21 protein-coding genes and 1 pseudogene are annotated in these 20,612 nt (G+C 61.4%); 8 read left to right on the top strand and 14 right to left on the bottom strand.

Going from position 1 to position 20,612, the window contains the following annotated elements; genetic code table 11:
* Positions 1 to 64: 64 nt before the first annotated feature.
* The 8 genes and pseudogenes from PMM47T1_RS05630 to PMM47T1_RS05600 form a co-directional block, all read right to left on the bottom strand.
* The gene (locus tag PMM47T1_RS05630) at positions 65 to 532 is read right to left on the bottom strand and encodes a YkvA family protein (protein WP_008366634.1); all 468 of its coding nucleotides are present in this window, start codon (positions 530 to 532) and stop codon (positions 65 to 67) included.
* Positions 533 to 822: 290 nt separating this feature from the next.
* Entirely contained in the window at positions 823 to 1,593 is a 771-nt protein-coding gene (locus PMM47T1_RS05625; protein ID WP_008366633.1) for an FKBP-type peptidyl-prolyl cis-trans isomerase, read from the bottom strand.
* A 158-nt stretch (positions 1,594 to 1,751) separates the two neighbouring features.
* Entirely contained in the window at positions 1,752 to 2,684 is a 933-nt protein-coding gene (pcaQ, locus tag PMM47T1_RS05620) for a pca operon transcription factor PcaQ (RefSeq protein ID WP_008366631.1), read from the bottom strand.
* A 183-nt stretch (positions 2,685 to 2,867) separates the two neighbouring features.
* Positions 2,868 to 3,050, bottom strand: a complete 183-nt coding sequence (locus tag PMM47T1_RS05615; protein WP_008366630.1) for a molybdopterin oxidoreductase — start codon at positions 3,048 to 3,050, stop codon at positions 2,868 to 2,870.
* A 49-nt stretch (positions 3,051 to 3,099) separates the two neighbouring features.
* Positions 3,100 to 3,447 (bottom strand): annotated as a pseudogene (locus tag PMM47T1_RS28875) (molybdopterin-dependent oxidoreductase); the annotation flags it as partial.
* 287 nt (positions 3,448 to 3,734) lie between these two features.
* Positions 3,735 to 4,088, bottom strand: coding sequence for a hypothetical protein (locus PMM47T1_RS05610; RefSeq protein WP_008366627.1), 354 nt, complete (start codon positions 4,086 to 4,088; stop codon positions 3,735 to 3,737).
* A gap of 13 nt (positions 4,089 to 4,101) precedes the next feature.
* Entirely contained in the window at positions 4,102 to 4,497 is a 396-nt protein-coding gene (locus tag PMM47T1_RS05605) for a hypothetical protein (protein ID WP_008366626.1), read from the bottom strand.
* Positions 4,498 to 4,604: 107 nt separating this feature from the next.
* Entirely contained in the window at positions 4,605 to 4,988 is a 384-nt protein-coding gene (locus tag PMM47T1_RS05600; RefSeq protein WP_008366623.1) for a hypothetical protein, read from the bottom strand.
* Between the two features lie 343 nt (positions 4,989 to 5,331).
* Here PMM47T1_RS05600 and PMM47T1_RS05595 point away from each other — a divergent pair, with 343 nt between their 5' ends.
* The 3 genes from PMM47T1_RS05595 to PMM47T1_RS28870 all read left to right on the top strand — a co-directional run bounded on the left by PMM47T1_RS05595 (position 5,332) and on the right by PMM47T1_RS28870 (position 8,882).
* A complete protein-coding gene (locus tag PMM47T1_RS05595) occupies positions 5,332 to 7,137 on the top strand; it encodes a di-heme-cytochrome C peroxidase (RefSeq protein ID WP_043300773.1) in 1,806 nt (601 codons plus the stop codon).
* The gene (locus tag PMM47T1_RS05590; protein ID WP_008366618.1) at positions 7,134 to 8,309 is read left to right on the top strand and encodes a catalase family protein; all 1,176 of its coding nucleotides are present in this window, start codon (positions 7,134 to 7,136) and stop codon (positions 8,307 to 8,309) included. Before PMM47T1_RS05595 ends, PMM47T1_RS05590 begins: the two co-directional genes overlap by 4 nt.
* A gap of 420 nt (positions 8,310 to 8,729) precedes the next feature.
* Entirely contained in the window at positions 8,730 to 8,882 is a 153-nt protein-coding gene (locus PMM47T1_RS28870) for a DUF3309 family protein (protein ID WP_008366615.1), read from the top strand.
* A 63-nt stretch (positions 8,883 to 8,945) separates the two neighbouring features.
* On the opposite strand, the gene PMM47T1_RS05580 is transcribed toward PMM47T1_RS28870, so the two are convergent.
* The 3 genes from PMM47T1_RS05580 to PMM47T1_RS05570 form a co-directional block, all read right to left on the bottom strand.
* On the bottom strand, positions 8,946 to 10,604 hold the full coding sequence (locus PMM47T1_RS05580) for a cation acetate symporter (RefSeq protein ID WP_008366613.1): 1,659 nt from the start codon (positions 10,602 to 10,604) through the stop codon (positions 8,946 to 8,948).
* Positions 10,601 to 10,912: a DUF485 domain-containing protein gene (locus PMM47T1_RS05575; RefSeq protein WP_008366611.1), complete on the bottom strand. Its 312-nt coding sequence runs from the start codon at positions 10,910 to 10,912 to the stop codon at positions 10,601 to 10,603. The genes PMM47T1_RS05580 and PMM47T1_RS05575 overlap by 4 nt, the downstream gene beginning before the upstream one ends.
* Positions 10,913 to 11,123: 211 nt before the next feature.
* The gene (locus PMM47T1_RS05570) at positions 11,124 to 11,981 is read right to left on the bottom strand and encodes a glycine betaine ABC transporter substrate-binding protein (protein ID WP_008366609.1); all 858 of its coding nucleotides are present in this window, start codon (positions 11,979 to 11,981) and stop codon (positions 11,124 to 11,126) included.
* Positions 11,982 to 12,261: 280 nt separating this feature from the next.
* Here PMM47T1_RS05570 and PMM47T1_RS05565 point away from each other — a divergent pair, with 280 nt between their 5' ends.
* A complete protein-coding gene (locus PMM47T1_RS05565) occupies positions 12,262 to 13,812 on the top strand; it encodes a glycoside hydrolase family 17 protein (protein ID WP_008366607.1) in 1,551 nt (516 codons plus the stop codon).
* A 68-nt stretch (positions 13,813 to 13,880) separates the two neighbouring features.
* On the opposite strand, the gene PMM47T1_RS05560 is transcribed toward PMM47T1_RS05565, so the two are convergent.
* Positions 13,881 to 14,237 carry a hypothetical protein gene (locus PMM47T1_RS05560; protein WP_008366605.1) on the bottom strand — a complete coding sequence of 119 codons (357 nt, stop codon included), beginning with the start codon at positions 14,235 to 14,237 and terminating at the stop codon, positions 13,881 to 13,883.
* A 215-nt stretch (positions 14,238 to 14,452) separates the two neighbouring features.
* On the opposite strand from PMM47T1_RS05560, the gene PMM47T1_RS05555 reads away from it, so the two are divergent.
* From PMM47T1_RS05555 to PMM47T1_RS05545, 3 genes are all read left to right on the top strand, one after another.
* Positions 14,453 to 15,751 (top strand): serine protein kinase PrkA, encoded by a 1,299-nt coding sequence (locus PMM47T1_RS05555; RefSeq protein WP_008366604.1) that lies wholly within the window; start codon positions 14,453 to 14,455, stop codon positions 15,749 to 15,751.
* Positions 15,744 to 16,520 (top strand): MlaA family lipoprotein, encoded by a 777-nt coding sequence (locus PMM47T1_RS05550; RefSeq protein ID WP_008366602.1) that lies wholly within the window; start codon positions 15,744 to 15,746, stop codon positions 16,518 to 16,520. The genes PMM47T1_RS05555 and PMM47T1_RS05550 overlap by 8 nt, the downstream gene beginning before the upstream one ends.
* Before the next feature lie 180 nt (positions 16,521 to 16,700).
* Complete coding sequence (locus PMM47T1_RS05545; RefSeq protein ID WP_008366600.1) at positions 16,701 to 17,555, top strand: pirin family protein; 855 nt, start codon at positions 16,701 to 16,703, stop codon at positions 17,553 to 17,555.
* Positions 17,556 to 17,589: 34 nt separating this feature from the next.
* Here the strand turns inward: PMM47T1_RS05545 and PMM47T1_RS05540 are convergent, their stop codons facing one another.
* Both PMM47T1_RS05540 and PMM47T1_RS05535 read right to left on the bottom strand, forming a co-directional pair.
* Complete coding sequence (locus PMM47T1_RS05540; RefSeq protein WP_008366598.1) at positions 17,590 to 18,732, bottom strand: patatin-like phospholipase family protein; 1,143 nt, start codon at positions 18,730 to 18,732, stop codon at positions 17,590 to 17,592.
* 39 nt (positions 18,733 to 18,771) lie between these two features.
* Positions 18,772 to 19,707, bottom strand: coding sequence for a lipid A biosynthesis lauroyl acyltransferase (locus PMM47T1_RS05535; protein WP_008366595.1), 936 nt, complete (start codon positions 19,705 to 19,707; stop codon positions 18,772 to 18,774).
* 121 nt (positions 19,708 to 19,828) lie between these two features.
* On the opposite strand from PMM47T1_RS05535, the gene minC reads away from it, so the two are divergent.
* Positions 19,829 to 20,557 (top strand): septum site-determining protein MinC, encoded by a 729-nt coding sequence (gene minC / locus PMM47T1_RS05530; RefSeq protein ID WP_008366592.1) that lies wholly within the window; start codon positions 19,829 to 19,831, stop codon positions 20,555 to 20,557.
* Positions 20,558 to 20,612: the final 55 nt, after the last annotated feature.

Raw genomic sequence — 20,612 nt, 5'->3', positions numbered from 1 at the left:
TAATCCTTATGCCAAATATAGTAACAGTCGGCGGGAGAGAACGGGATTTTCTATTTCAACTTGCTTACAAACTACGGTTTTCGCCGCTGTTGTGTTCAAGTTGCAGGGCCTGTGGCGTGGCGGGCAAACGCTCTACCACGCGCAGTTTCTCGGGGCGCAGGCTGTCACGCCAAGCCTTGAAGGCGTCGAGTTCCTTTTCCAGGCTGTTGATCACCCAAGCCAGCACCGCAATGTCATCGAGAAAGCCGATGCCCGGAATCCAGTCGGGGATGGCGTCGATGGGGCTGACGAAATACAGCAGCCCAGCCACGATCATCACCAGCGCCCTGGGGTTGACCTGCCGGTATTCACCACGCCAGTAAGCCAGGCACAGGTCCTGCAGCAATTTGGCGTTGCTCTTCAGTTGGCTGAAACGGCTGGCCTGCCCCCGGCTTTTGCGCACCACGGCAAAAATCAGCGCAGGCAGGCGGCCACGGCTGAGCAGGCGCTCGGCCAGCGGCAGGAAACGGGCGAAATTCCAGGGTGCTTTCATTGCCCCTCCGGGGAAGCAGCGCCGTCGGGTTATCCACAATTATTGTGGATAACCTTGTGAACAGCGGTCGTTTGGCTGGCTGAAAGCCACGTTTTTCAAGGGGCGAGCTTAGATCGGGCGTTTTTTACACACTTTTACAGGTTCAGATGAATCGTTTGCGCGGCTGGTTGCTTATAGGACTGCGACAGGCCTGGGCAGTTCATTGTCCCGTGCAGGAGCGGGGATCACCGCCTGCGCTCAAAAAAAAACGCCCCGCTAGGCGGGGCGTTTTTGATGCACAGGGCTGTGAATTACTTCGAAGCAGCCTTGTCAGCATCAGCAGCGTCGGCCTTGTCGGCGTCAGCAGCGGCTGGCTCTTGACCAGCCTTGGCCGGGTCCTTGATGGCCAGCAGTTCCAGGTCGAATACCAGCACCGAGTTGGCTGGGATTTTCGGGCTTGGGCTCTGGGCACCGTAGGCCAGGTCGGCCGGGATGAACAGCTTGATCTTCTCGCCAACGTGCATCAGTTGCAGGCCTTCGACCCAACCTGGGATCACGCCGCTTACTGGCAGGTCAATCGGGCTACCGCGCTCGATGGAGCTGTCGAAGACGGTGCCGTCAGTCAGTTTGCCTTCGTAGTGAACAGTTACCACATCAGTCGGCTTAGGCTGTGCGCCATCGGCTTTCTTGATGATCTGGTACTGCAGGCCGGAAGCGGTAGTGACCACGCCTTCCTTCTTGCCGTTCTCTTCCAGGAATTTCTTGCCCGACGCTTCGGCTTCGGCGTTCATTTTGGTCATGCGCTCTTCAGCGCGCTTTTGCAGCGCAGCGAAAGCTTCAACCAGTTCGTCGTCCTTGAGCTTCTGAGGCTTTTTGCCGACCGCATCTTCGATGCCTTGGGCGACGGCCTTGGAGTCCAGGTCGTCCATGCCTTCCTGAGCCAGGCTCTTGCCCATGTTCAGGCCGATGCCGTAGGAAGCTTTCTGCGCCGGGGTTTTCAGTTCCACGCTGGAATGATTGTCGCAACCTGCGAGTACCAGAGTGACCAAGGCAACCGCCGCCGCCAACCGATGCTGTTTCATGCTATTTCCTTGTTCATGCGCCAAATGGGCAATCGAGTAAAGCCGCGAGCTTATCAGGCGGCCACGACCAATGGCTACCGGCATGAGAGCTGGAAAATACAGATAAGTTCAGGTGTCCAAAGGGTTTCATCTGAATGATGGCAAACCTTACCAAAATCTTACAATGGTTCGGTGTGGCGATAACTCGCTGCCACCTCGCGCAACACGTCGCACAACCACTGCGCCGGCAACGACAGCGCCAGCGAAGCGTTGCTGCAGATGCCCACCGAGCCGCCCGGCTCGCGCACGCCCAGGTCGAGCTCGAACAGCGCCTGCTCGCGGATATCCAGCAACACGGCGTCACGCGGCGCTACCCAGATGGCGTTGCTGCTCAGCACGTAACGACGGCTCAAGGTGGGCGACAAGGTTTCCAGGCGCTGGGACGGCATCTCGATGGCACACTGCACGAACAGGCTGTCGGCATGCTTGCGAATGGTGGTGCCCGCCAGCGGCAGCACCAGCGGGTAACGATTGACCCGAGCACGGTCGGTGGGCACTTGGCCCAGCAGCGGGTGGCCGGGGCGCACCACCAGGGTCATGGCCTCGCTGTACAAGTGCTCGAATATCAGGCCCTGAATTTGCGGGCTGTCGGTCATGCGCCCGATCACCAGGTCCAGTTCGCCCACGTGCAATTGCGACAACAGGTGCGCCCCCGGCCCGGTGGCCACGCTGACAATCAGCGCCGCATGGCGCTCGTTGAGGCGGCACAGCACCTCGGGCATCAGCAGGCTTTCCACCGTGGACAGCACGCCCACCTTGACCTGCGGCGCCTCGTGCTCCTCGGTGCGCAGGGTGCTTACGCCGTCACGCAGGGCCTGCACGCAAGGTGCCGCGTAACGCATGAAACGCACCCCGGCCGGGGTCAGCTCGACGCCGCTCTTGTCGCGCTCGAACAGACGCGTCTGCAGCAATTCCTCCAGCTCCTTGAGGGTCTTGGAAATGGCCGGCTGGCTGATCGCAACGGCATCGGCGGCCTTGGCGAAACTGCCCTGGCGGGCGATTTCGAGAAAGCACAGCAGGTGGCGGAATTTGATGCGGGTGTCGAGGTTCATGCGCGAATATTACACCGCTTTGTGGGAACGGGCTCTGCCCGCGAAACCGGCGCCGCAGAGCATTCTGGATAACCGTGGTGTTCTTTTCGCGGGCAGAGCCCGCTCCCACAAGAAATAGCCAGCCACATAAAAACGTCGTCCGATCGCACCGTGCCTGTGTAAATACCGAGGGCCTGCCTCGTTTCAGTACACATCGCGCAAGTAGCCCTTGTCCTTGCTCATCTTCGCCACATAGGCCTCGGCATCCACGCCACCGTGCTCGGTGATAACCGCCTTGAGCGCCGCGTCGACGTCCTTGGCCATGCGGCTGGCATGCTCCAGCCATGGCCACAGCAAGGCGCCCTGCTCCACCAGCCGCTGCTGCACTTAGATCTTCTGCACCTGATCGCAAGAGAACGCCGTGTCCAGGCGCTGTATATTGGGCCTCCAACGATATCTGCCCGGACACATAAAAGGCCACCGCATCAGGCCCGTGGGCCTGGATCAGCGCCTTTAGGCGATCGGCCGTATCGCTGATGGCCTGATCCATGGGCACACGCGCCGGATCGCGCTGGCGTTCACGGCGCAGGTAGGCATGCTCCATCCGCCCGCTGTCAGCCAGCCGCTGGTGGCAACTGCTGCCCTTAGTGCACAGGCGGCCGAAATGGGTGGGGTGGGCCTTGTCGCCGGTCACCTTGGTAACGCGGTTGTCGGTGACACTCATGATGATGCCGCAGCCAACACCGCAATAGGGGCACACACTGCGAACCGTGGTACTGCTCATGGGCCTGCCTCGACCTGGAAAAACAAAAAAGCGCCGGCTGCCACCGAGCTTTTGCGAGCGGGGGTGGGGCAACACGGCGCCTTTGTCGTGATGGGGCAATCGACGTTGATTGCGGATGTTTGAGTGAGCGCAAAGAGCGCGCCAGCTTGGCGCGGAACCTGTTTGCAGGGGCGGGATGTGCATGGCGGCCTTCAGGGATGCACTGCCTTGCAGCGCACGCATCAACATGTAGCCACAGCCTGACGGCTGCGGCTTAGCAGTGGATTACTCGATCAGTAAAAATCCGCCTATGAGCCACATGAACGAAATCGCCGAGAGAAAAACTTCACCTTCGCCAGACGCATCACCCGACTTGGGAAATTGGCGATGTCGTCAGCGCTTAGCTCTCCCGATCGGATGACCAAGCCGGAAAGCGTCACCATCCCGGATATTTTCGAGACCAACATCATTCGACCCAGCAACCCGCCGGAATCAACGGTCCCTGCCCGCATGGCGATGTGGGAGCTGCGGCTCAATGCTTCGATCATGGATGTTAGGCGATACCGGCTCAGGTATAGGCCGAACAGTATATTGGCCAAAGCCGATGGCAGTATGGGGCCGTAGGCGATGAAGATCAGTAAGGGAGCATTGGAAATATCCACTCATAGCATCGCCTTACAGTTTTCTACCCATATCCAATACAAAGTAGGCGGAGGCAAACCAGACGATAATCAAATAAGTCATCAGGCTTTTGATGAAGAACAACCGTCTGAGATGACGTGGGAACTGCTTGATATCCAGAGGATCAAGAACACCGGCACGAATCCCTGGCCCGGACCAACCAAGCGCCCCCCAGATTTTTGTGATCAAGACCATCCGACCGAACCAGCCTTGCCCCAGAAGCACCGGAGCGCCTACGCTGAACTGGCGAGAGTTGCTTAGCGCCTCGAGCATCTGGTCCAAGTAGCGACGGCTTAAGTAAAAGCTGTATGCCGTACTGACAAAGCACATGAGTATTGGACCGCCCGAAAAAACGAGCGTCAGCCAGAACCTGACCGAGTCATAGCCCATTCTGCCCTCCTTCGAAAATCAGATCACCAACGTATTCTCCCCCCCATAATTCATGACAGTCCAAGCCCGCGCGTACGCGGATTGGGCGTCAGACGAAAATGGCTTTATCAAGCCAGCTTAGCCACCAAGGTAGCGGCAATTGCCCACACGATGATCACGCACGTCAGCACATCCTTGATTCGAAAAAACCTTCTGAGGCCGGGAGGGAAATTTTGAATATCCGCAGGGTCAAGCACACCAGCACGAATGCCTGGCCTTGGCCATGAAATGGCGCCCCATACGGTTGCCAACAGCATCATTCGGCTGGACCAGCCTTGCTTGAGCAGCGCCGGGGCAAGGAGCGAAAACTGACTCGACCGTCCCAAGGCATGCACCATCTCGTCCAAGTGGCGACGGCTTAGGTAGAAACTGAACCCAAGGCTGACGAAACACAGCAGAACCGGCCCGGCATAAAGCACCAGGGCCCACCAGGAGGAAGAAAAGTCATTCATTAGCGCAGGGCTTTCTCATAGACAACATCTCCCAGGTTTCGACCGATGATTGCGCCGATTGTAGCTCCGGCCCACGCCCCCATTCGGGCAATGGCAACGCCAGCGCGCCCGTCCTTGGAAGTGTTGTAGTGGCTCACTGACGATTCCTTTTGGCAGGCCCCAGCCTAGCAATCCGGAAAATCAGGGCAATAAACGCTTTGTCAGGAAATGTTGCGATCCACGCAGCTCGCTATCAAAAAACACTGTGTAAAAAAAGCTACAGAATGTAAGTGAATAGCCACTTGCCACTGTATATATAATCAGGCATAAAAGGGGCAACGTTTCCCTGATATGGATGTCTGCCGTGCGATTGATCTACCGCAGCCTGATAGTGCTGCTCTTTGGCATTTTCGTCGCAGTGGCCGTGGTGCTGTACTACACCGCGCGCCCCAACCTGCCCCGCTACGAACCGGTGCAATCCTTGCGCTACCTGGACCAGTGGAGCGCGGCCGACCGCCAGCTCTACTACTTCACACCACAGGGTACCCAGGTGAAGGGCCTGCATTACGACTGGTTCACTGCCCTTGAGCTGCCGTTCTCCCAGGACCGCTTTGCCGCGCCCGAGTACATGGCGCGCTTCGGCTTCCTGACCGAGCCCCATCAACAGCCCAGCGCCGCCAACCCCGGCAACCTGCCGGTGGGTTTCGCCCGCCACCGCAACGACGGTGACAATGCCGAGTACCTGGACATCACCTGCGCCGCCTGCCACACCGGCGAGTTGCGGGTGAACGGCCAGGCGGTGCGCATCGACGGCGGTACCGCCCAGCACGTGCTGCCCTCCAGCGTGCCCACCCTCAAGGGCGGCAGCTTCGGTCAGGCGCTGGTGTCGAGCCTTGCGGCCACCTATTACATTCCGTGGAAGTGGAGCCGCTTTGCCCACCGCGTGCTGGGCGAACGCTACGACAGCGACAAGGACACCTTGCGCAAGCAGTTCAAGGCCTCGCTGGACACCTTCGCCCACACCGCCTGGAACGACTGGCACCGCGGCCTCTACCCCACCGAGGAAGGCCCGGGCCGCACCGACGCGTTCGGGCGCATCGCCAACGCCACCTTCGGCGACGCCATCTCGCCCGCCAACTACCGCGTGGCCAATGCCCCGGTGGATTACCCGCAGCTGTGGGATATCTGGACCTTTGACTGGGTGCAGTGGACCGGCTCGGCGCAGCAGCCCATGGCGCGCAACGTGGGTGAGTCGCTGGGCGTGGGCGCTACCTTGAAGCTGCTGGACGAACACGGCCAACCGGTGATGGGCGACGATCGCTACGCCTCCAGCGTGCGCATCAAGGACCTCTACAGCATCGAAGAAACCCTGCAGCACCTCAAGCCGCCCGCCTGGCCCGAGGACATCCTGGGCAAGGTCGACCTGCCGAAAGCCGCTGCCGGCCGCGCGCTGTTCACCGACAACTGCGCGGGTTGCCACGTACCGCCCATGCATAAGGAGGGTGAACGCCCCGTGCGCCGGATGGTGCTGGTGCCCACGCAAACCATCGGCACCGACCCCACCGCCGCCAACAATATCGCCACCTACCGCTACGACGTCAGCAGCCTGAAGTGGACGCCCGAAGACCTGAAGGGCCTGAACGTGACCATTGAGCCCAACCCGGGCCCACTGGACCTGACCAAGGTGTCCGTGGCCCAGGGTCTGGCCTACGTCACCGCGTTCGTCGAGCGGCACGCCTACAAGGCCGCCGGCATCAGTGAAGCCGAGCAGGCCCGCTACAACGGTTTCGGCCTGCCGATCGGCGTGCTGGAGGTGCTGGCTTATAAAGCCCGCCCACTGGACGGCGTGTGGGCTACCCCACCGTTCCTGCACAACGGCTCGGTGCCCAGCGTTTACCAGTTGCTGTCGCCCCAGGACGAGCGCCAGCGCACCTTCTACCGCGGCACTTTCGAGTACGACCCGGTCAACCTGGGCTACCGCACCGAGCGCTTCGACGCCGCCTTCCTGTACGACACCGCCATCACCGGCAACCACAACAGTGGCCATGAATTCCGCGACGGCCCCCGTGGCCGGGGCGTGATCGGTCGCTACCTGCAACCGGACGAACGCCGAGCCCTGATCGAGTACCTGAAAGTACTGGGCGGCCCGCTCGAGGAGAAATTGCCATGATGTTCAGTGATTCAGCGCGCCTGCCGGGCTTCTTCGGCCGCCTGTGGCTGCGCCTGGGCCGCGGCCTGTTCAAACTGGTGCTGATCGTGCTGGTGCTGGGCGGCCTGGGCCTGGGGATCGGCTACGCCTACTACGCCTGGAAATTCAGCGGCCCAGTGCCGGCCGAAGAGCAGGTCCCGCCCGGCGAGGCAGCCATGACCCAGGACATCATCCAGACCGCCATCCGCATCGTCGACCAACACCGCGAGCCCACCCGCTACCTGCGCGACGCCCACGCCAAGGCCCATGGCTGCGTGACCGCCGAGGTCAGCGTGCCGCAGAACCTCACCGTTGATTTGCGCCAGGGCGTGTTCGCCGAACCAGGGAAGGTCTGGCAAGCGTGGATTCGCCTGTCCAATGGCAACGCCTACCCACAGTTCGACCAGCTGCAGGATGCGCGCGGCATGGCCATCAAGCTGCTGGACGTACCGGGCAAGCAACTGATGGCCGACCAGGTGGACCACCACGACCAGGACTTTGTAATGTTCAACCACGCCAACTTCTTCGTCAGCGACGTGGCCGAGTACCGCCAGAACATCAGCGCCCAGGCCGATGGCAAGCAGGCCATGGCTTTCTTCCCCGGCTGGGACCCGCGCAGCTGGCAACTGCGCCACCTGCTGATCGCCAAGGCCACCCTGGCCAAGGCGCCGCTCAGCCCTACCCTGGCGACTTACTACTCGGTATCGCCCTACAAGTTCGGCAGCGCCAACGCCAAATTCCGCGTGGTGCCCGACCCTGCCAGTTGCCCGCCCTACACGGTGGCCAAACAGAACCAGGACTTGCCCAACTTCCTGCGCACCGCCCTGCACCAGCAACTCACCACCGACCAGCAACCAGCGTGCTTCATGCTGCAGGTACAGCGCCAGGACCCGCGCAAGTACATGCCCATCGAAGACACCAGTGTGCAATGGAAGGAAAGCGACGCGCCCTTCCAGACCGTGGCCATGATCCGCGTGCCCCCCCAGGACTTCGACACCCCGGCGCAAAACCTGATGTGCGACAACCTGTCGTTCAACCCCTGGCATGGCATCGAGGCCCACCGGCCAATTGGCGGCATCAACCGCTTGCGCAAGGCGGTGTATGAGGCGGTGAGCGAGTATCGGCATGCCCGCAATGCGGCGGTAACTCAATAACAGGGGGCTGGCGGCGTCCAGCATCCTATGTTCGGCACGGTATAACGACTTAAGACACCGTGCGCAAATACTGGCTGATAAAGCAGGCACCCGCCGATGGAGACTATCGACCGCACCGGCAACGCTGAAGTCAGACATTTCTGAAACTGTTTCCGCACGTGTAGAACGCACCTCGGTGCAGCCGCTGCCGCAGGCGGTGCTGGCCCTTTGCCTCGCTGAAGATCGCCTGCGCACGCTAGGCCTGCGACAGCGGGTACCACGGCGGCGGGTCTTGAATTTTCGAGGTTCTTACACCCCCGAACAAAATGTCTAAAAATATTTCGGACTTTTTTCAACACCCCAGAGTCGGATTTATTAAGCCGTCAGGTTTTCACTGACGCTAAAAGCCTGCACCCCAAAAGTCGAAGAAAGGAAAACGTCATGGGCACCATACTTATCGTCATCCTTATCCTGCTGCTGATCGGTGGTCTTCCCGTGTTCCCTCACTCCAGAAGCTGGGGTTATGGGCCGTCCGGTATTATCGGTGTCGTGCTGGTGGTTCTGTTGATATTGGTATTGCTCGGCAGGATATAACCGCAGCAATCGCAATAAAGAAAGGCAGCCCGCAGGCTGCCTTTTTCATGTCTGTGCTACCGATTAGTGCGCCACTGCCCCGCTGGCACCCAGGCCAGTCTGGGAGCGCACGAACTGTGGCAGGAACAACGCCCGTTCGTTTTCCGCAGCCTTGGACTTGTCGGTAATGGAGAAGAACCAGATGCCGACGAAGGCAATGATCATCGAGAACAGCGCCGGGTACTCATAAGGGAAGATGGCCTTTTCATGCCCCAGGATCTGCACCCAGATGGTTGGGCCCAGAATCATCAGCCCGACGGCGCTGATCAGGCCCAGCCAGCCACCCACCATGGCGCCACGAGTGGTCAGCTTTTTCCAGTACATGGAAAGGAACAGCACCGGGAAGTTGCAGCTGGCCGCGATGGAGAAAGCCAGGCCCACCATGAACGCGATGTTCTGGTTCTCGAACAGGATGCCCAGGCCGATGGCCAGGATGCCGAGCGCGATGGTGGTGATTTTCGAGACGCGGATTTCTTCCTTCTCGTTGGCCTTGCCCTTCTTGATCACACTGGCGAACAGGTCATGGGACACCGCCGAGGCACCGGCCAGGGTCAGCCCGGCCACCACGGCCAGGATAGTGGCAAAGGCCACGGCGGAAATGAAGCCCAGGAATATACTGCCACCCACCGCGTCAGCCAGGTGCACCGCAGCCATGTTGTTACCGCCCAGCAAAGCGCCCGCCGCGTCCTTGAACGCCGGGTTGGTGCTGACCAGCAGGATGGCGCCAAAGCCGATGATGAAGGTCAGGATGTAGAAGTAACCGATGAAGCCGGTGGCATACAGCACGCTCTTGCGCGCTTCCTTGGCGTCGGAAACGGTGAAGAAGCGCATCAGGATATGGGGCAGGCCCGCAGTACCGAACATCAGCGCCAGGCCCAGGGAGAACGCTGAGATCGGGTCTTTCACCAGGCCGCCGGGGCTCATGATGGCCTCGCCTTTGGGGTGAACCTTGATGGCTTCGGAAAACAGCGTGTTGAAGTCGAAGTTGACGTGTTTCATCACCATCAGCGCCATGAAGGTGGCGCCCGACAGCAACAGCACTGCCTTGATGATCTGCACCCAGGTGGTGGCCAGCATGCCGCCGAACAGCACGTACAGGCACATCAGGATACCCACCAGCACCACGGCCACGTGGTAGTCCAGGCCGAACAGCAACTGGATCAGCTTGCCGGCACCGACCATTTGCGCAATCAGGTAGAACGCCACCACCACCAGCGAACCGCAGGCCGACAGGGTGCGGATCTCGGTTTGCTTGAGGCGGTACGAGGCCACGTCGGCAAAGGTGTACTTGCCCAGGTTGCGCAGGCGCTCGGCAATCAGGAACAGGATGATGGGCCAGCCCACCAGGAAGCCGATGGAGTAGATCAGGCCGTCGTAACCGGAAGTGAACACCAGTGCGGAAATACCCAGGAAGGACGCCGCCGACATGTAGTCACCGGCAATCGCCAGGCCGTTCTGGAAACCCGTGATACGCCCGCCCGCCGCATAGTAATCGGCGGCCGACTTGTTGCGTTTGGAGGCCCAGTAGGTGATGCACAGGGTGGCCCCCACAAACACCACGAACATGACAATGGCAGAGACATTGAGCGGTTGCTTCTGCACCGCACCGGTAATGGCATCGGCCGCAAACAGCGCGGGGGCGAACGCCAGCAGGCCAAGGCTGGCCAATAATCGCTTGATCATTGTTGCGCCTCCTTGAGGATCTCTTTGTTCATGTCGTCGAACTCACCATTGGCGCGGCGCACATAGATAGCCGTCAGGATAAACGCGCTCAATATCAAGCCAACACCAATGGGTATACCCCAGGTGATGGATGACTCAGGGGTCAACTTGGCACCCAATATATGGGGGCCGTAGGCAATCAACAGAATGAAAGCCGAATAAAGCCCAAGCATGATCGCCGAGAGTATCCAGGCGAATCGTTCCCTTTTTTGTACCAGCTCCTTGAAGCGCGGGCTGTTTTGAATCGAGAGGTAAATGCTGTCGTTCATTGTTTTTATCCTCGCAGCACAGATGGGTTGCAACGATTCCACTGTAGGCTGCTGTGAAACAGTCTCCAGACGACCTTAGTATTAGATCGACATTACCGATTCGCCAGTCGACATAGTTGCATAGCTAACTGATGACAAAGATAAAACAAAGAAAAACCGCCAGGGTATTAGCCCGGCGGTTCTGGAAGTTGCGTAATAGAGCGGTCGGTGATTATTTACCCACCCACTCGGCCACGCGATCAGGGTGCTTGGCTACCCAGTCCTTGGCAGCGGCTTCAGGCTTGGCGCCTTCCTGCACGGCGAGCATCACTTCGCCGATTTCGTCCTTGGAGTTCCAGTGGAATTTCTTCAGGAACGCAGCCACGTCCGGTGCCTTGGCGTCCAACTCCTTGCTGCCGATGCTGTTGACGGTTTCGGCAGCGCCGTACACACCTTTCGGGTCATCGAGGAAACGCAGTTTCCATTTGGCGAACATCCAGTGCGGCACCCACCCGGTCACGGCGATGGACTCATGCTTGTCGTAGGCGCGGCCCAGTTCTGCAGTCATGGCCGCACCGGAGCTTGCTTGCAGTTTGTAACCGGTCAGGTCGTAGTCCTTGATGGCTTCGTCGGTCTTGAGCATCACGCCTGAACCGGCGTCGATACCCACAATCTTGCTCTTGAAGGTGGTGTCGGTCTTGAGGTCGGCAATGGATTTGGCCGCCACGTACTCCGGCACGATCAGGCCGATCTTGGCGTCCTTGAAGTTGGGGCCGTAGTCGACCACCTTGTCCTTGTTCTTGGCCCAGTATTCACCGTGGGTCACTGGCAGCCAGGCCGAGAGCATGGCGTCGAGTTTGCCGGTGGCCACGCCCTGCCACATGATGCCGGTGGCCACGGGCATCAGTTTCACGTCGTAACCCAGCTTCTGCTTGATCACTTCCGACGCCACGTAGGTGGTGGCAACGCTGTCGGACCAGCCATCGACATAGCCGATGCTCAACGTGGGCTTGCTATCGGCGCTGGCCAGGGTGGAACTTGTAGCAAGTACCAGAGCGGCGGTCGCTCCCAGGATTTTTCGCATGTTCATCCAGACTTCCCCAAAAGGCTGCGCTCGACGAGTGTCGAGCATCGATCGTGTGTGGTTCGGGTGCACGGCGCTGGCAAATCGCCTTGACTGCCCCCCGATGATCAACCTCGCGCCCCGACCATCCTGCTCTGGCTGCGACCTTGAGGCAGCGAGAAACGACATCACCCTGCCAGTAGTAAAGACGACCGCTGGTCGCCTGCCCGAACTTTGCATGGCAAACGCGTAAGGTGCTGGCAAAGCAGGTAACATGCGCGGCTTTGTTGCCTGACGAAAATAGACAATGCCCGCCACGTCCCGCTCTACGTTGTTGCCTTACCTGTTCGCCTGTGTGCTCGGTGTGCTGGCCCTTGCCGGTTTCTGGTATGGGCTGGGCAAGCCGGTGATCCTGCCCGACGCCGCCAGCGCTACGCACAAACTGCAATGCGCGTCGTACACGCCGTTCGACAAGGACCAATCGCCGTTCGACCAGCCATTCAAGCTGCGCCCCGAGCGCATGGACGCCGACCTGGCCCTGCTGGCCACGCGCTTTGAATGCATTCGCACCTATTCAATGACTGGCCTGGAAGGCATTCCGGCACTGGCGCGCAAGCACGGCCTTAAGCTGATGATCGGTGCCTGGGTGAACAGCAACCCGGTGGACACCGCCAAGGAAGTGAAGGCACTGATTGCCGCCGCCAACGCCAACCCGGATGTGGTGGAGGCGGTGATCGTGGGCAACGAGACGTTGCTGCGCAAGGAAGTCACCGGCAAGTACCTGGCTCAATTGATTCGGGAGGTGAAAAGCCAGGTCAAGCAACCGGTGACCTACGCCGACGTCTGGGACTTCTGGTTGCAGTACCCGGAAGTGGCACCTGAAGTGGACTTCCTCACCATTCACCTGCTGCCCTATTGGGAAGACAACCCCACCGGCATCGATGACGCCCTGGCTCACGTAGCCCAGGTGCACGACATCTTTGCCAAGCGCTTTGCACCCAAGGACATCTTGATTGGCGAGACCGGCTGGCCCAGCGAAGGCCGCCAACGCGAGACCGCCCTGCCCAGCCGGGTCAACGAGGCACGCTTCATTCGCGGCGTGGTGGCCATGGCCGAACAACGCGGCTGGCACTACAACCTGATCGAGGCCTTCGACCAGCCGTGGAAGCGCGCCAGCGAAGGCGCCGTGGGCGGTTACTGGGGCCTGTTCGACGCCGACCGCCAGGACAAGGGTGTGCTGCAGGGGCCGGTGACTAACGTGCCGTTCTGGCCGCAGTGGCTGGGCGCCGGCGTGGTGCTGTGGTGGGTGACCCTGGTCTTCGCCGGCCGCGTGGACAACCGTCGCAGCGCCCTGCTGCTGCCGCTGCTGGCGGCGGTGGGTGCGGGCAGCCTGGGTGCCTGGGGCGAACTGGTGCGCATCAATGCGCGGTTTGCCGAAGAGTGGGTGTGGGCCGCGCTGCTGGCCGGGTTGAACCTGGTGGTGTTGGCCTATGGCGCCCTGGCGCTGGCCCAGCGCAGCGGTTGGCGGGAATCGCTGTTCGGCTGGCTGGACCGCCGTGGTGGCTGGTGGCTGATGGCGGCCGGCTTCGGCGCGGCGGTGATGATGCTGGCGCTGGTGTTCGATGCCCGCTATCGCAGCTTTCCGAGTGCAGCACTGGTGTTGCCGGCTCTGGTTTACCTGCTGCGGCCGGTGAACGTGCGTCGTCCTGAAGTGCTGCTGTTGACGGCCATCGTTGGCGTGGGCATTCCCGTGCAACTCGCTATCGAAGGCGTGCATAACCAGCAGGCGTGGGCCTGGGCCCTGGTCAGCGGGTTGATGGTGTGGGCGCTGGTGCATAGCCTTCGGGTTTCGCGTTGAGGCCTTCGCGGGCACGGCCCGCTCCTACATCTGTAGGAGCGGGCCGTGCCCGCGAACGGCGCCACTCTTCAGCGGCGAACCAACCGCAACCCCGCAATCACCACCGCAAACACCGCCAGGCTGGCGCTGTACAGCACCAGCCCCGGAATGCCGATGACCAGCGCCAGCGCGGCAATCCACCAGCCCAGGCAACGGGGCACGAAGAAGCCCAGCACCGAGGCCACCAGGGCCGCCATGGAAATAGCGCGAAAGTGAATCAGGTACCCCAGGCCCGAGCGCAGTTGGCACTCCCAACGGCTGGCCTCGTCGCTGCACAGTCCCACCCAGCGGGCATCTTCCATCAACCCGTAACGTACGCCGTAGCTGGCAGCCAGGCTCAGGGCTACCAAGGCGAAAAGCACAATCAATGACGAACGACGGGACATGAACCACTCCGGAAGGGAAAATCGGCGCCAAGAATAACGGTCGCCACCCTTTATGCAAGGCGAAAACCGTTGCACCGACTATTGTGTCTGTTTGACGTATCACGCCCGTACAATATTTTGCGTGCCAAAAGCGGCCATACTTGGCAACTTGCCACCAACGCGGTGGTCAGAGCCTGCGTACTTCACTTAGCTTTCGCCTTCTTAGGGACATCGTCATGCTTCGAATACTGCACTTCGCTGCCTTGCTGGGCGGCCTCATCCTGAGTGCGTCCGCGCTGGCCAAGGATGTTGATGCCGCCACCTATGGCTACCCGTTGACCAACCCGTTCGAAGCCACGATTGCCTCGACCCCCCCAGACCTGCGGCCCAAGCTGCCGGCCGACGAGGACATCAAGCAGGCAGACCATACCCTGAACCTTCGCCCGGACCGCGACTTCACCCTGCCCGACAACTTTTGGGCGGTGAAAAAATTGCGCTATCGCCTGGCGTACCAGGACCATCCGGCGCCGCTGATCTTCATCATCGCCGGCACCGGCGCGCCCTACACCAGCAGCCTCACCGAGTACCTGAAGAAGCTGTACTACCAGGCCGGCTACCACGTGGTGCAATTGTCATCGCCCACCAGCTACGACTTCATGAGCGCCGCCTCGCGCTTCGCCACCCCCGGGGTGACCAAGGAAGACGCCGAAGACCTGTACCGTGTGATGCAGGCCGTGCGCGCGCAGAACCCCAAGTTGCCGGTCACTGACTTCTACCTGACCGGCTACAGCCTGGGCGCGCTGGACGCCGCGTTCGTCAGCCAACTGGACGAAACCCGACGCAGCTTCAACTTCAAGAAAGTGCTGCTGCTCAACCCGCCGGTGAACCTGTACACCTCCATCAGCAACCTGGACAAGCTGGTACAGGCCCAGGTGAAGGGCATCAACAACAACACCACGTTCTACGAAGTGGTGCTGCAAAAGCTCACTCGCTACTTCCAGCAGAAGGGCTACATCGACCTTAATGACGCGTTGCTGTACGACATCCAGCAATCCCGGCAACACCTGTCCAACGAACAGATGGCCATGCTGATCGGCACCTCGTTCCGCTTCTCGGCGGCCGACATTGCCTTTACCTCGGACCTGATCAACCGCCGTGGGCTGATCACCCCGCCCAAGTTCCCGATTACCGAGGGCACCAGCCTCACGCCGTTCCTCAAGCGTGCCTTGCAATGCGACTTCGACTGCTACCTGACCGACCAGGTCATCCCCATGTGGCGTGCCCGTACCGACGGCGGCAGCCTGCTGCAACTGGTGGACGAAGTGAGCCTGTATGCCCTCAAGGACTACCTGCACGACAGCCCGAAGATTGCCGTGATGCATAATGCCGACGACATCATCCTCGGCCCCGGCGACCTGGGTTTCCTGCGCAAGACCTTTGGCGACCGCCTGACCGTTTACCCTCACGGTGGCCATTGCGGCAACCTCAATTACCGCGTCAACGCCGACGCCATGCTGGAGTTCTTCCGTGGCTAAGACATTACTCCTGGCCGCCGCACTGCTGTGCGCCGGCGTGGCCCATGCCGACGACACCCCGACACACGCCGACGCGGACGGTTTCACCGAGCCGCTCAAGCAACTCAAGTTCAACCCCGGCCTTGACCAGCGCGAGTTCGAACGTTCAAGCCTCACCGCGCTGAACGTGTACGACCCGGTGGAGAACTGGAACCGCCGCGTCTACCACTTCAACTACCGCTTCGACGAGTGGGTATTCCTGCCAGTGGTCAATGGCTATCGCTACGTGACCCCAGGCTTCCTGCGCAGCGGCGTGAGCAACTTCTTCAGCAACCTGGGCGACGTGCCCAACCTGCTCAACAGTTTGCTGCAGCTCAAGGGCAAGCGTTCGCTGGAGATCACCGGGCGCCTGTTGCTGAACACCACTATCGGCGTGGCCGGCCTGTGGGACCCGGCCACCAAGATGGGCCTGCCGCACCAGACCGAGGACTTTGGCCAGACCCTGGGCTTCTACGGTGTGCCAGCCGGCCCGTACCTGGTGCTACCCGTGTTTGGCCCGTCCAACTTGCGTGACACCACGGGCCTGCTGTTCGACTACGGCGCCGAGTCGCAGATCAACTTCCTCAACGTGTCGCAGGAAAGCAGCCGTCACCCGGAAATCTGGGCCTTGCGTGCAGTGGACAAGCGCTACACCACCAGCTTCCGTTATGGCTCGCTGGACACGCCGTTTGAATACGAGAAGGTGCGCTACATCTACACCGAATCGCGCAAACTGCAGATCGCCGAGTAACCCTTGTGGGCGCTGGCTTGCCCGCGAGCTTTTCAGCCGCCAAAAGCTCGCTGGCAAGCCAGCTCCCACACCTAAAATAATCAATAATATTGATAGTTAATAGCCGAAATTGTCGCTATTCGTTCGATATATCATGAGTGAAAATAGAGCCATTCCCACCTCCCACACAGGAGTTGTGCCATGACTCAGTTTCGCAAAGTAATCGGTGTACAGGCTGGCCAAGCCACCAGCGACGGCGCAGGCGTGAGCCTGACCCGCGTGATCGGCGGCCCGGGCATTGAGCGGTTCGACCCCTTCCTGATGCTGGACGAATTCGGTTCGGACAACCCCGATGAATACATCGCCGGGTTCCCGCCACACCCGCACCGCGGCTTTGAAACCATTACTTACATGCTCGAAGGCCGCATGCGCCACGAAGATCACCTGGGCAACGTCGGCCTGCTGCAAGGCGGTGGCGTGCAGTGGATGACGGCGGCGCGCGGCATCATTCACAGCGAAATGCCCGAACAGGAAGAAGGCGTGATGCGCGGCTTCCAGCTGTGGCTCAACCTGCCCGGCAAGGACAAGCTCGGCACCGCCAGCTACCGCGACATCCAGCCCGACGATATTGCGCGCCTGACCACCCCGACCGGTATCGACGTGGTGGCCATCGCCGGTACTTTCGACGACGGTGACGTGCGCCAGGCCGGCGCGGTAGAACGCCCGCACACCGAACCGCACCTGTTTGACCTGCATTTGCCGCCAGGCAGCACCATCAGCCCGCGACTGCCCCAAGGGCACCGCGTGATGCTGTATGTGTACGAAGGCGCGGTGCAGTTGCCGGGGCTTGCCGACAGCGTCAAGGCCAGCCGCCTGATTCGCCTGTCGGACGTGGGTGAGTTGCAGATCAACAGCGTCGACGGCGCTCGCGTGCTGCTGATCGCCGGCAAGCCGCTGAACGAACCCATTGTGCAATACGGCCCGTTCGTGATGAACAGCCGCGAAGAAATCGAACAGGCCCTGCGCGACTTCCGCGATGACCGCCTGACCGCTTGACCGCTTGACGGCCCGACGCAGCCTGCGGCAGCTCCTACGGGGCTACCCCCAGAAACGCCAGCAACTGCGCCTGCTTGGCCAGCGCATCGCGACGCCCCAGTTCGATCAATTCCGTGCAATACCCCGCCTCGAACAACAAATAACTCAACAACCCCGCGCCACTGGTTTTCGTCGCCCCCGGCCCGCGCAGAAACAGGCGCAAGGCCGGTGGCAGTTCGTGGCGATGGCGGGCGGCAATCTCGTCCAGCGGCTGGCTGGGCGACACCACCATCACCTCCACCGGGCTCAGGCCCAGCGGCGCGCTGTGCACATCGGCAGGCAGCAACCTGCCCAATTGATTGAGGCGTTGCAGCAGCTCCAAGTCGTCTTCCAGGCTGTCAATGAAGGCGCTATTGAGCAGGTGCCCGCCAATCTGCGCCAGGCTCGGCTGTTGCTCGCCGCCCACCGCCCCCACGCTGGCCGACGGCCCCCGTGCATTGCCACTGACACCCACCACCAGTACTCGCTCGGCCCCCAGGTGCAGGGCCGGGCTGATGGGGGCGGACTGGCGCATGGCGCCATCGCCGTAGAAGTCCTGGCCGATGCACACCGGCGCAAACAGCAACGGGATGGCAGCGCTGGCCAGTAGATGTTCAACATCCAACCGCGTGGGTACGCCGACACGGCGGTGGCGCAGCCAGGGCTGGATACCGTCACTGCCCTGATAGAACGTCACGGCCTGGCCACCGGTATAGCCGAAGGCGGTCACGGCAACGGCCCGCAGGTGGCCGCCCGCCAGTGCGGCATCAATGCCGCGCAGGTCGAGGCGTTCGCGCAGAAGGTCACCCAGCGGAGCGTTGTCCACCAGGGCAACGGGCACGGCGTCGCCGATCCCGAGCAGGCTGTGACGAATGAAGCGCATGGCCTGGCGTACCACGCCGGGCCAGTCGCTGCGCAGCACCTGGTGGCTGGTAAACCCCCGCCAGAACGCCTCCAGGCGCTGCACGGTGGCAATGAACTGGTCGGCACCGCTGGCCAGGGTCACGGCGTTGATGGCGCCGGCCGAGGTGCCGACGATGACTGGAAACGGATTCGCTGTGCCGGCGGGCAGCACCTGCGCGATACCCGCCAGCACACCTACCTGGTAGGCGGCACGGGCGCCGCCGCCGGAGAGGATCAGTCCTGTGGTTGGCTGCATGACACTCCTCGGCCTGGCGGCTGCGGCTACAAAACAACTTCAGCGGCGGCGCTTTTCGTAAAGCTTAGGCGAGCCTGCAGGCCGCGACTTGAAGCGTCGGTGCGCCCACAGGTACTGCTCCGGGCACTCGCGAATGGACGCTTCCACCCACTGGTTGATGCGCAGGCAATCGGCCTCTTCGCTCTCCCCCGGGAAACCTTGCAGCGGCGGGTGCACCACCAGTCGGTAACCGCTGCCGTCCGCCAGGCGCTGCTGGGTGAACGGAATCACCCGTGCCTTGCCCAGGCGGGCGAACTTGGTGGTGGCGGTGACCGTGGCGGCCGGAATGCCGAACAGCGGCACGAAAATGCCCTGCTTGGCGCCGTAGTCCTGGTCGGGCGCATACCAGATGGCACGGCCCTTGCGCAGCAGCTTGAGCATGCCGCGCACGTCTTCGCGCTCCACCGCCAGGGAATCCAGGTTGTGCCGCTCGCGCCCTTGGCGCTGCACGAAGTCGAACAACGGGTTGCCGTGCTCGCGGTACATGCCGTCGATGGTGTGGCGCTGCCCCAGCAGCGCGGCGCCAATTTCCAGGGTGGTGAAGTGCAGGGCCATGAGGATGGCACCCTCGCCAGCCTGCTGCGCAGCCTGCAAATGCTCAAGGCCTTCGATGTGCGCAAGCCGCGCCAGGCGGGCCTTTGGCCACCACCAGCTCATGGCCATTTCGAAGAAGGCGATGCCGGTGGAAACGAAATTTTCCTTGAGCAAACGCGTTCTTTCGACGAGCGGTAATTCTGGGAAACACAGTTCCAGGTTTCGCGCCGCAATGCGCCGGCGCTCGCCGGCAATGCGGTACATGCCAAGGCCCAGCACACGGCCAATGACCAGCAGCGCGCGGTACGGCAGTTGCACTACAAGCCACAGCAGCCCCAGGCCCAGCAGCAGCGGCCAGAAACGCGGGTGGAGGAAGGTTCGGTTAAAACGCGGGCGATCCATTACAGATTCCGGACAGACAACAAGGCCGCGCATTCTACATGGGTTCGCCCGGCTTGCGGCTTGCGGGCGTTCTCGTTATAAGTCTCGGCACTTTTCGTTACAAGGCGCCTTTTTGCCGACCATGAGCCAGACCGAACCGCTAGACCAGGAAACCGTGTTCCAGCTGAAGGGCAGCATGCTCGCCATTACCGTGCTGGAGCTGGCGCGCAACAACCTCGAAGGGCTGGACCGCCAGTTGGCGGCCAAGGTCGCCCAGGCCCCCAATTTCTTCAGCAACACCCCGCTGGTGCTGGCGTTGGACAAAATGCCGGCCAGCGAAGGTGCGGTCGACCTGCCGGGCCTGATGCGCGTGTGCCGCCAGCACGGCCTGCGCACCCTGGCCATTCGCGCCAGTCGCATCGAGGACATCGCCGCCGCCATCGCTATCGACCTGCCGGTGCTGCCGCCGTCGGGCGCCCGCGAGCGGCCCATCGAGCCGGAAGCGCCCAAGGCACCGGAAAAACCGCCGGCGCCAGTGGTCAACCCGACGAAAATCATCACCCTGCCGGTACGCAGCGGCCAGCAGGTCTATGCTCCCGGCGGGGACCTGGTGGTCATGGCCACGGTCAGCTCCGGTGCGGAACTTCTGGCCGATGGCAACATCCATGTGTACGGCCAGATGCGCGGTCGCGCCCTGGCCGGTATCAAGGGTGATACCAAGGCCCGGATCTTCTGCCAGCACCTGGGCGCCGAACTGCTGTCCATCGCCGGCCAGTACAAGGTCTCCGAAGACCTGCGTCGCGACCCGCTGTGGGGAGCGTCGGTACAAGTCAGCTTGTCCGGGGATGTGTTGAACATCACCCGTCTTTAACGGATACTGCCGCCATTTTCCATGCAACTTTTAAACTTGGCGGCGTTGAGCCATC

This window comes from Pseudomonas sp. M47T1 (assembly GCF_000263855.1).
GTDB lineage: Bacteria > Pseudomonadota > Gammaproteobacteria > Pseudomonadales > Pseudomonadaceae > Aquipseudomonas.
The sequence above is the reverse complement of the archived record's forward strand: the minus strand, read 5'-3'. Positions and strand labels throughout refer to the sequence as shown.

Bases quoted from the DNA above. Each gene is read 5' to 3' on its own strand.
- PMM47T1_RS05580 (WP_008366613.1), bottom strand. From the start codon at position 10,604: ATGATCAAGCGATTATTGGCCAGCCTTGGCCTGCTGGCGTTCGCCCCC.
- PMM47T1_RS05605 (WP_008366626.1), bottom strand. From the start codon at position 4,497: ATGGGCTATGACTCGGTCAGGTTCTGGCTGACGCTCGTTTTTTCGGGC.
- PMM47T1_RS28870 (WP_008366615.1), top strand. From the start codon at position 8,730: ATGGGCACCATACTTATCGTCATCCTTATCCTGCTGCTGATCGGTGGT.
- PMM47T1_RS05575 (WP_008366611.1), bottom strand. From the start codon at position 10,912: ATGAACGACAGCATTTACCTCTCGATTCAAAACAGCCCGCGCTTCAAG.
- PMM47T1_RS05560 (WP_008366605.1), bottom strand. From the start codon at position 14,237: ATGTCCCGTCGTTCGTCATTGATTGTGCTTTTCGCCTTGGTAGCCCTG.
- minC (WP_008366592.1), top strand. From the start codon at position 19,829: ATGAGCCAGACCGAACCGCTAGACCAGGAAACCGTGTTCCAGCTGAAG.
- PMM47T1_RS05555 (WP_008366604.1), top strand. From the start codon at position 14,453: ATGCTTCGAATACTGCACTTCGCTGCCTTGCTGGGCGGCCTCATCCTG.
- PMM47T1_RS05540 (WP_008366598.1), bottom strand. From the start codon at position 18,732: ATGCAGCCAACCACAGGACTGATCCTCTCCGGCGGCGGCGCCCGTGCC.
- PMM47T1_RS05545 (WP_008366600.1), top strand. From the start codon at position 16,701: ATGACTCAGTTTCGCAAAGTAATCGGTGTACAGGCTGGCCAAGCCACC.
- PMM47T1_RS05535 (WP_008366595.1), bottom strand. From the start codon at position 19,707: ATGGATCGCCCGCGTTTTAACCGAACCTTCCTCCACCCGCGTTTCTGG.
- PMM47T1_RS05570 (WP_008366609.1), bottom strand. From the start codon at position 11,981: ATGAACATGCGAAAAATCCTGGGAGCGACCGCCGCTCTGGTACTTGCT.
- PMM47T1_RS05625 (WP_008366633.1), bottom strand. From the start codon at position 1,593: ATGAAACAGCATCGGTTGGCGGCGGCGGTTGCCTTGGTCACTCTGGTA.
- PMM47T1_RS05565 (WP_008366607.1), top strand. From the start codon at position 12,262: ATGCCCGCCACGTCCCGCTCTACGTTGTTGCCTTACCTGTTCGCCTGT.
- pcaQ (WP_008366631.1), bottom strand. From the start codon at position 2,684: ATGAACCTCGACACCCGCATCAAATTCCGCCACCTGCTGTGCTTTCTC.
- PMM47T1_RS05630 (WP_008366634.1), bottom strand. From the start codon at position 532: ATGAAAGCACCCTGGAATTTCGCCCGTTTCCTGCCGCTGGCCGAGCGC.
- PMM47T1_RS05590 (WP_008366618.1), top strand. From the start codon at position 7,134: ATGATGTTCAGTGATTCAGCGCGCCTGCCGGGCTTCTTCGGCCGCCTG.
- PMM47T1_RS05600 (WP_008366623.1), bottom strand. From the start codon at position 4,988: ATGAATGACTTTTCTTCCTCCTGGTGGGCCCTGGTGCTTTATGCCGGG.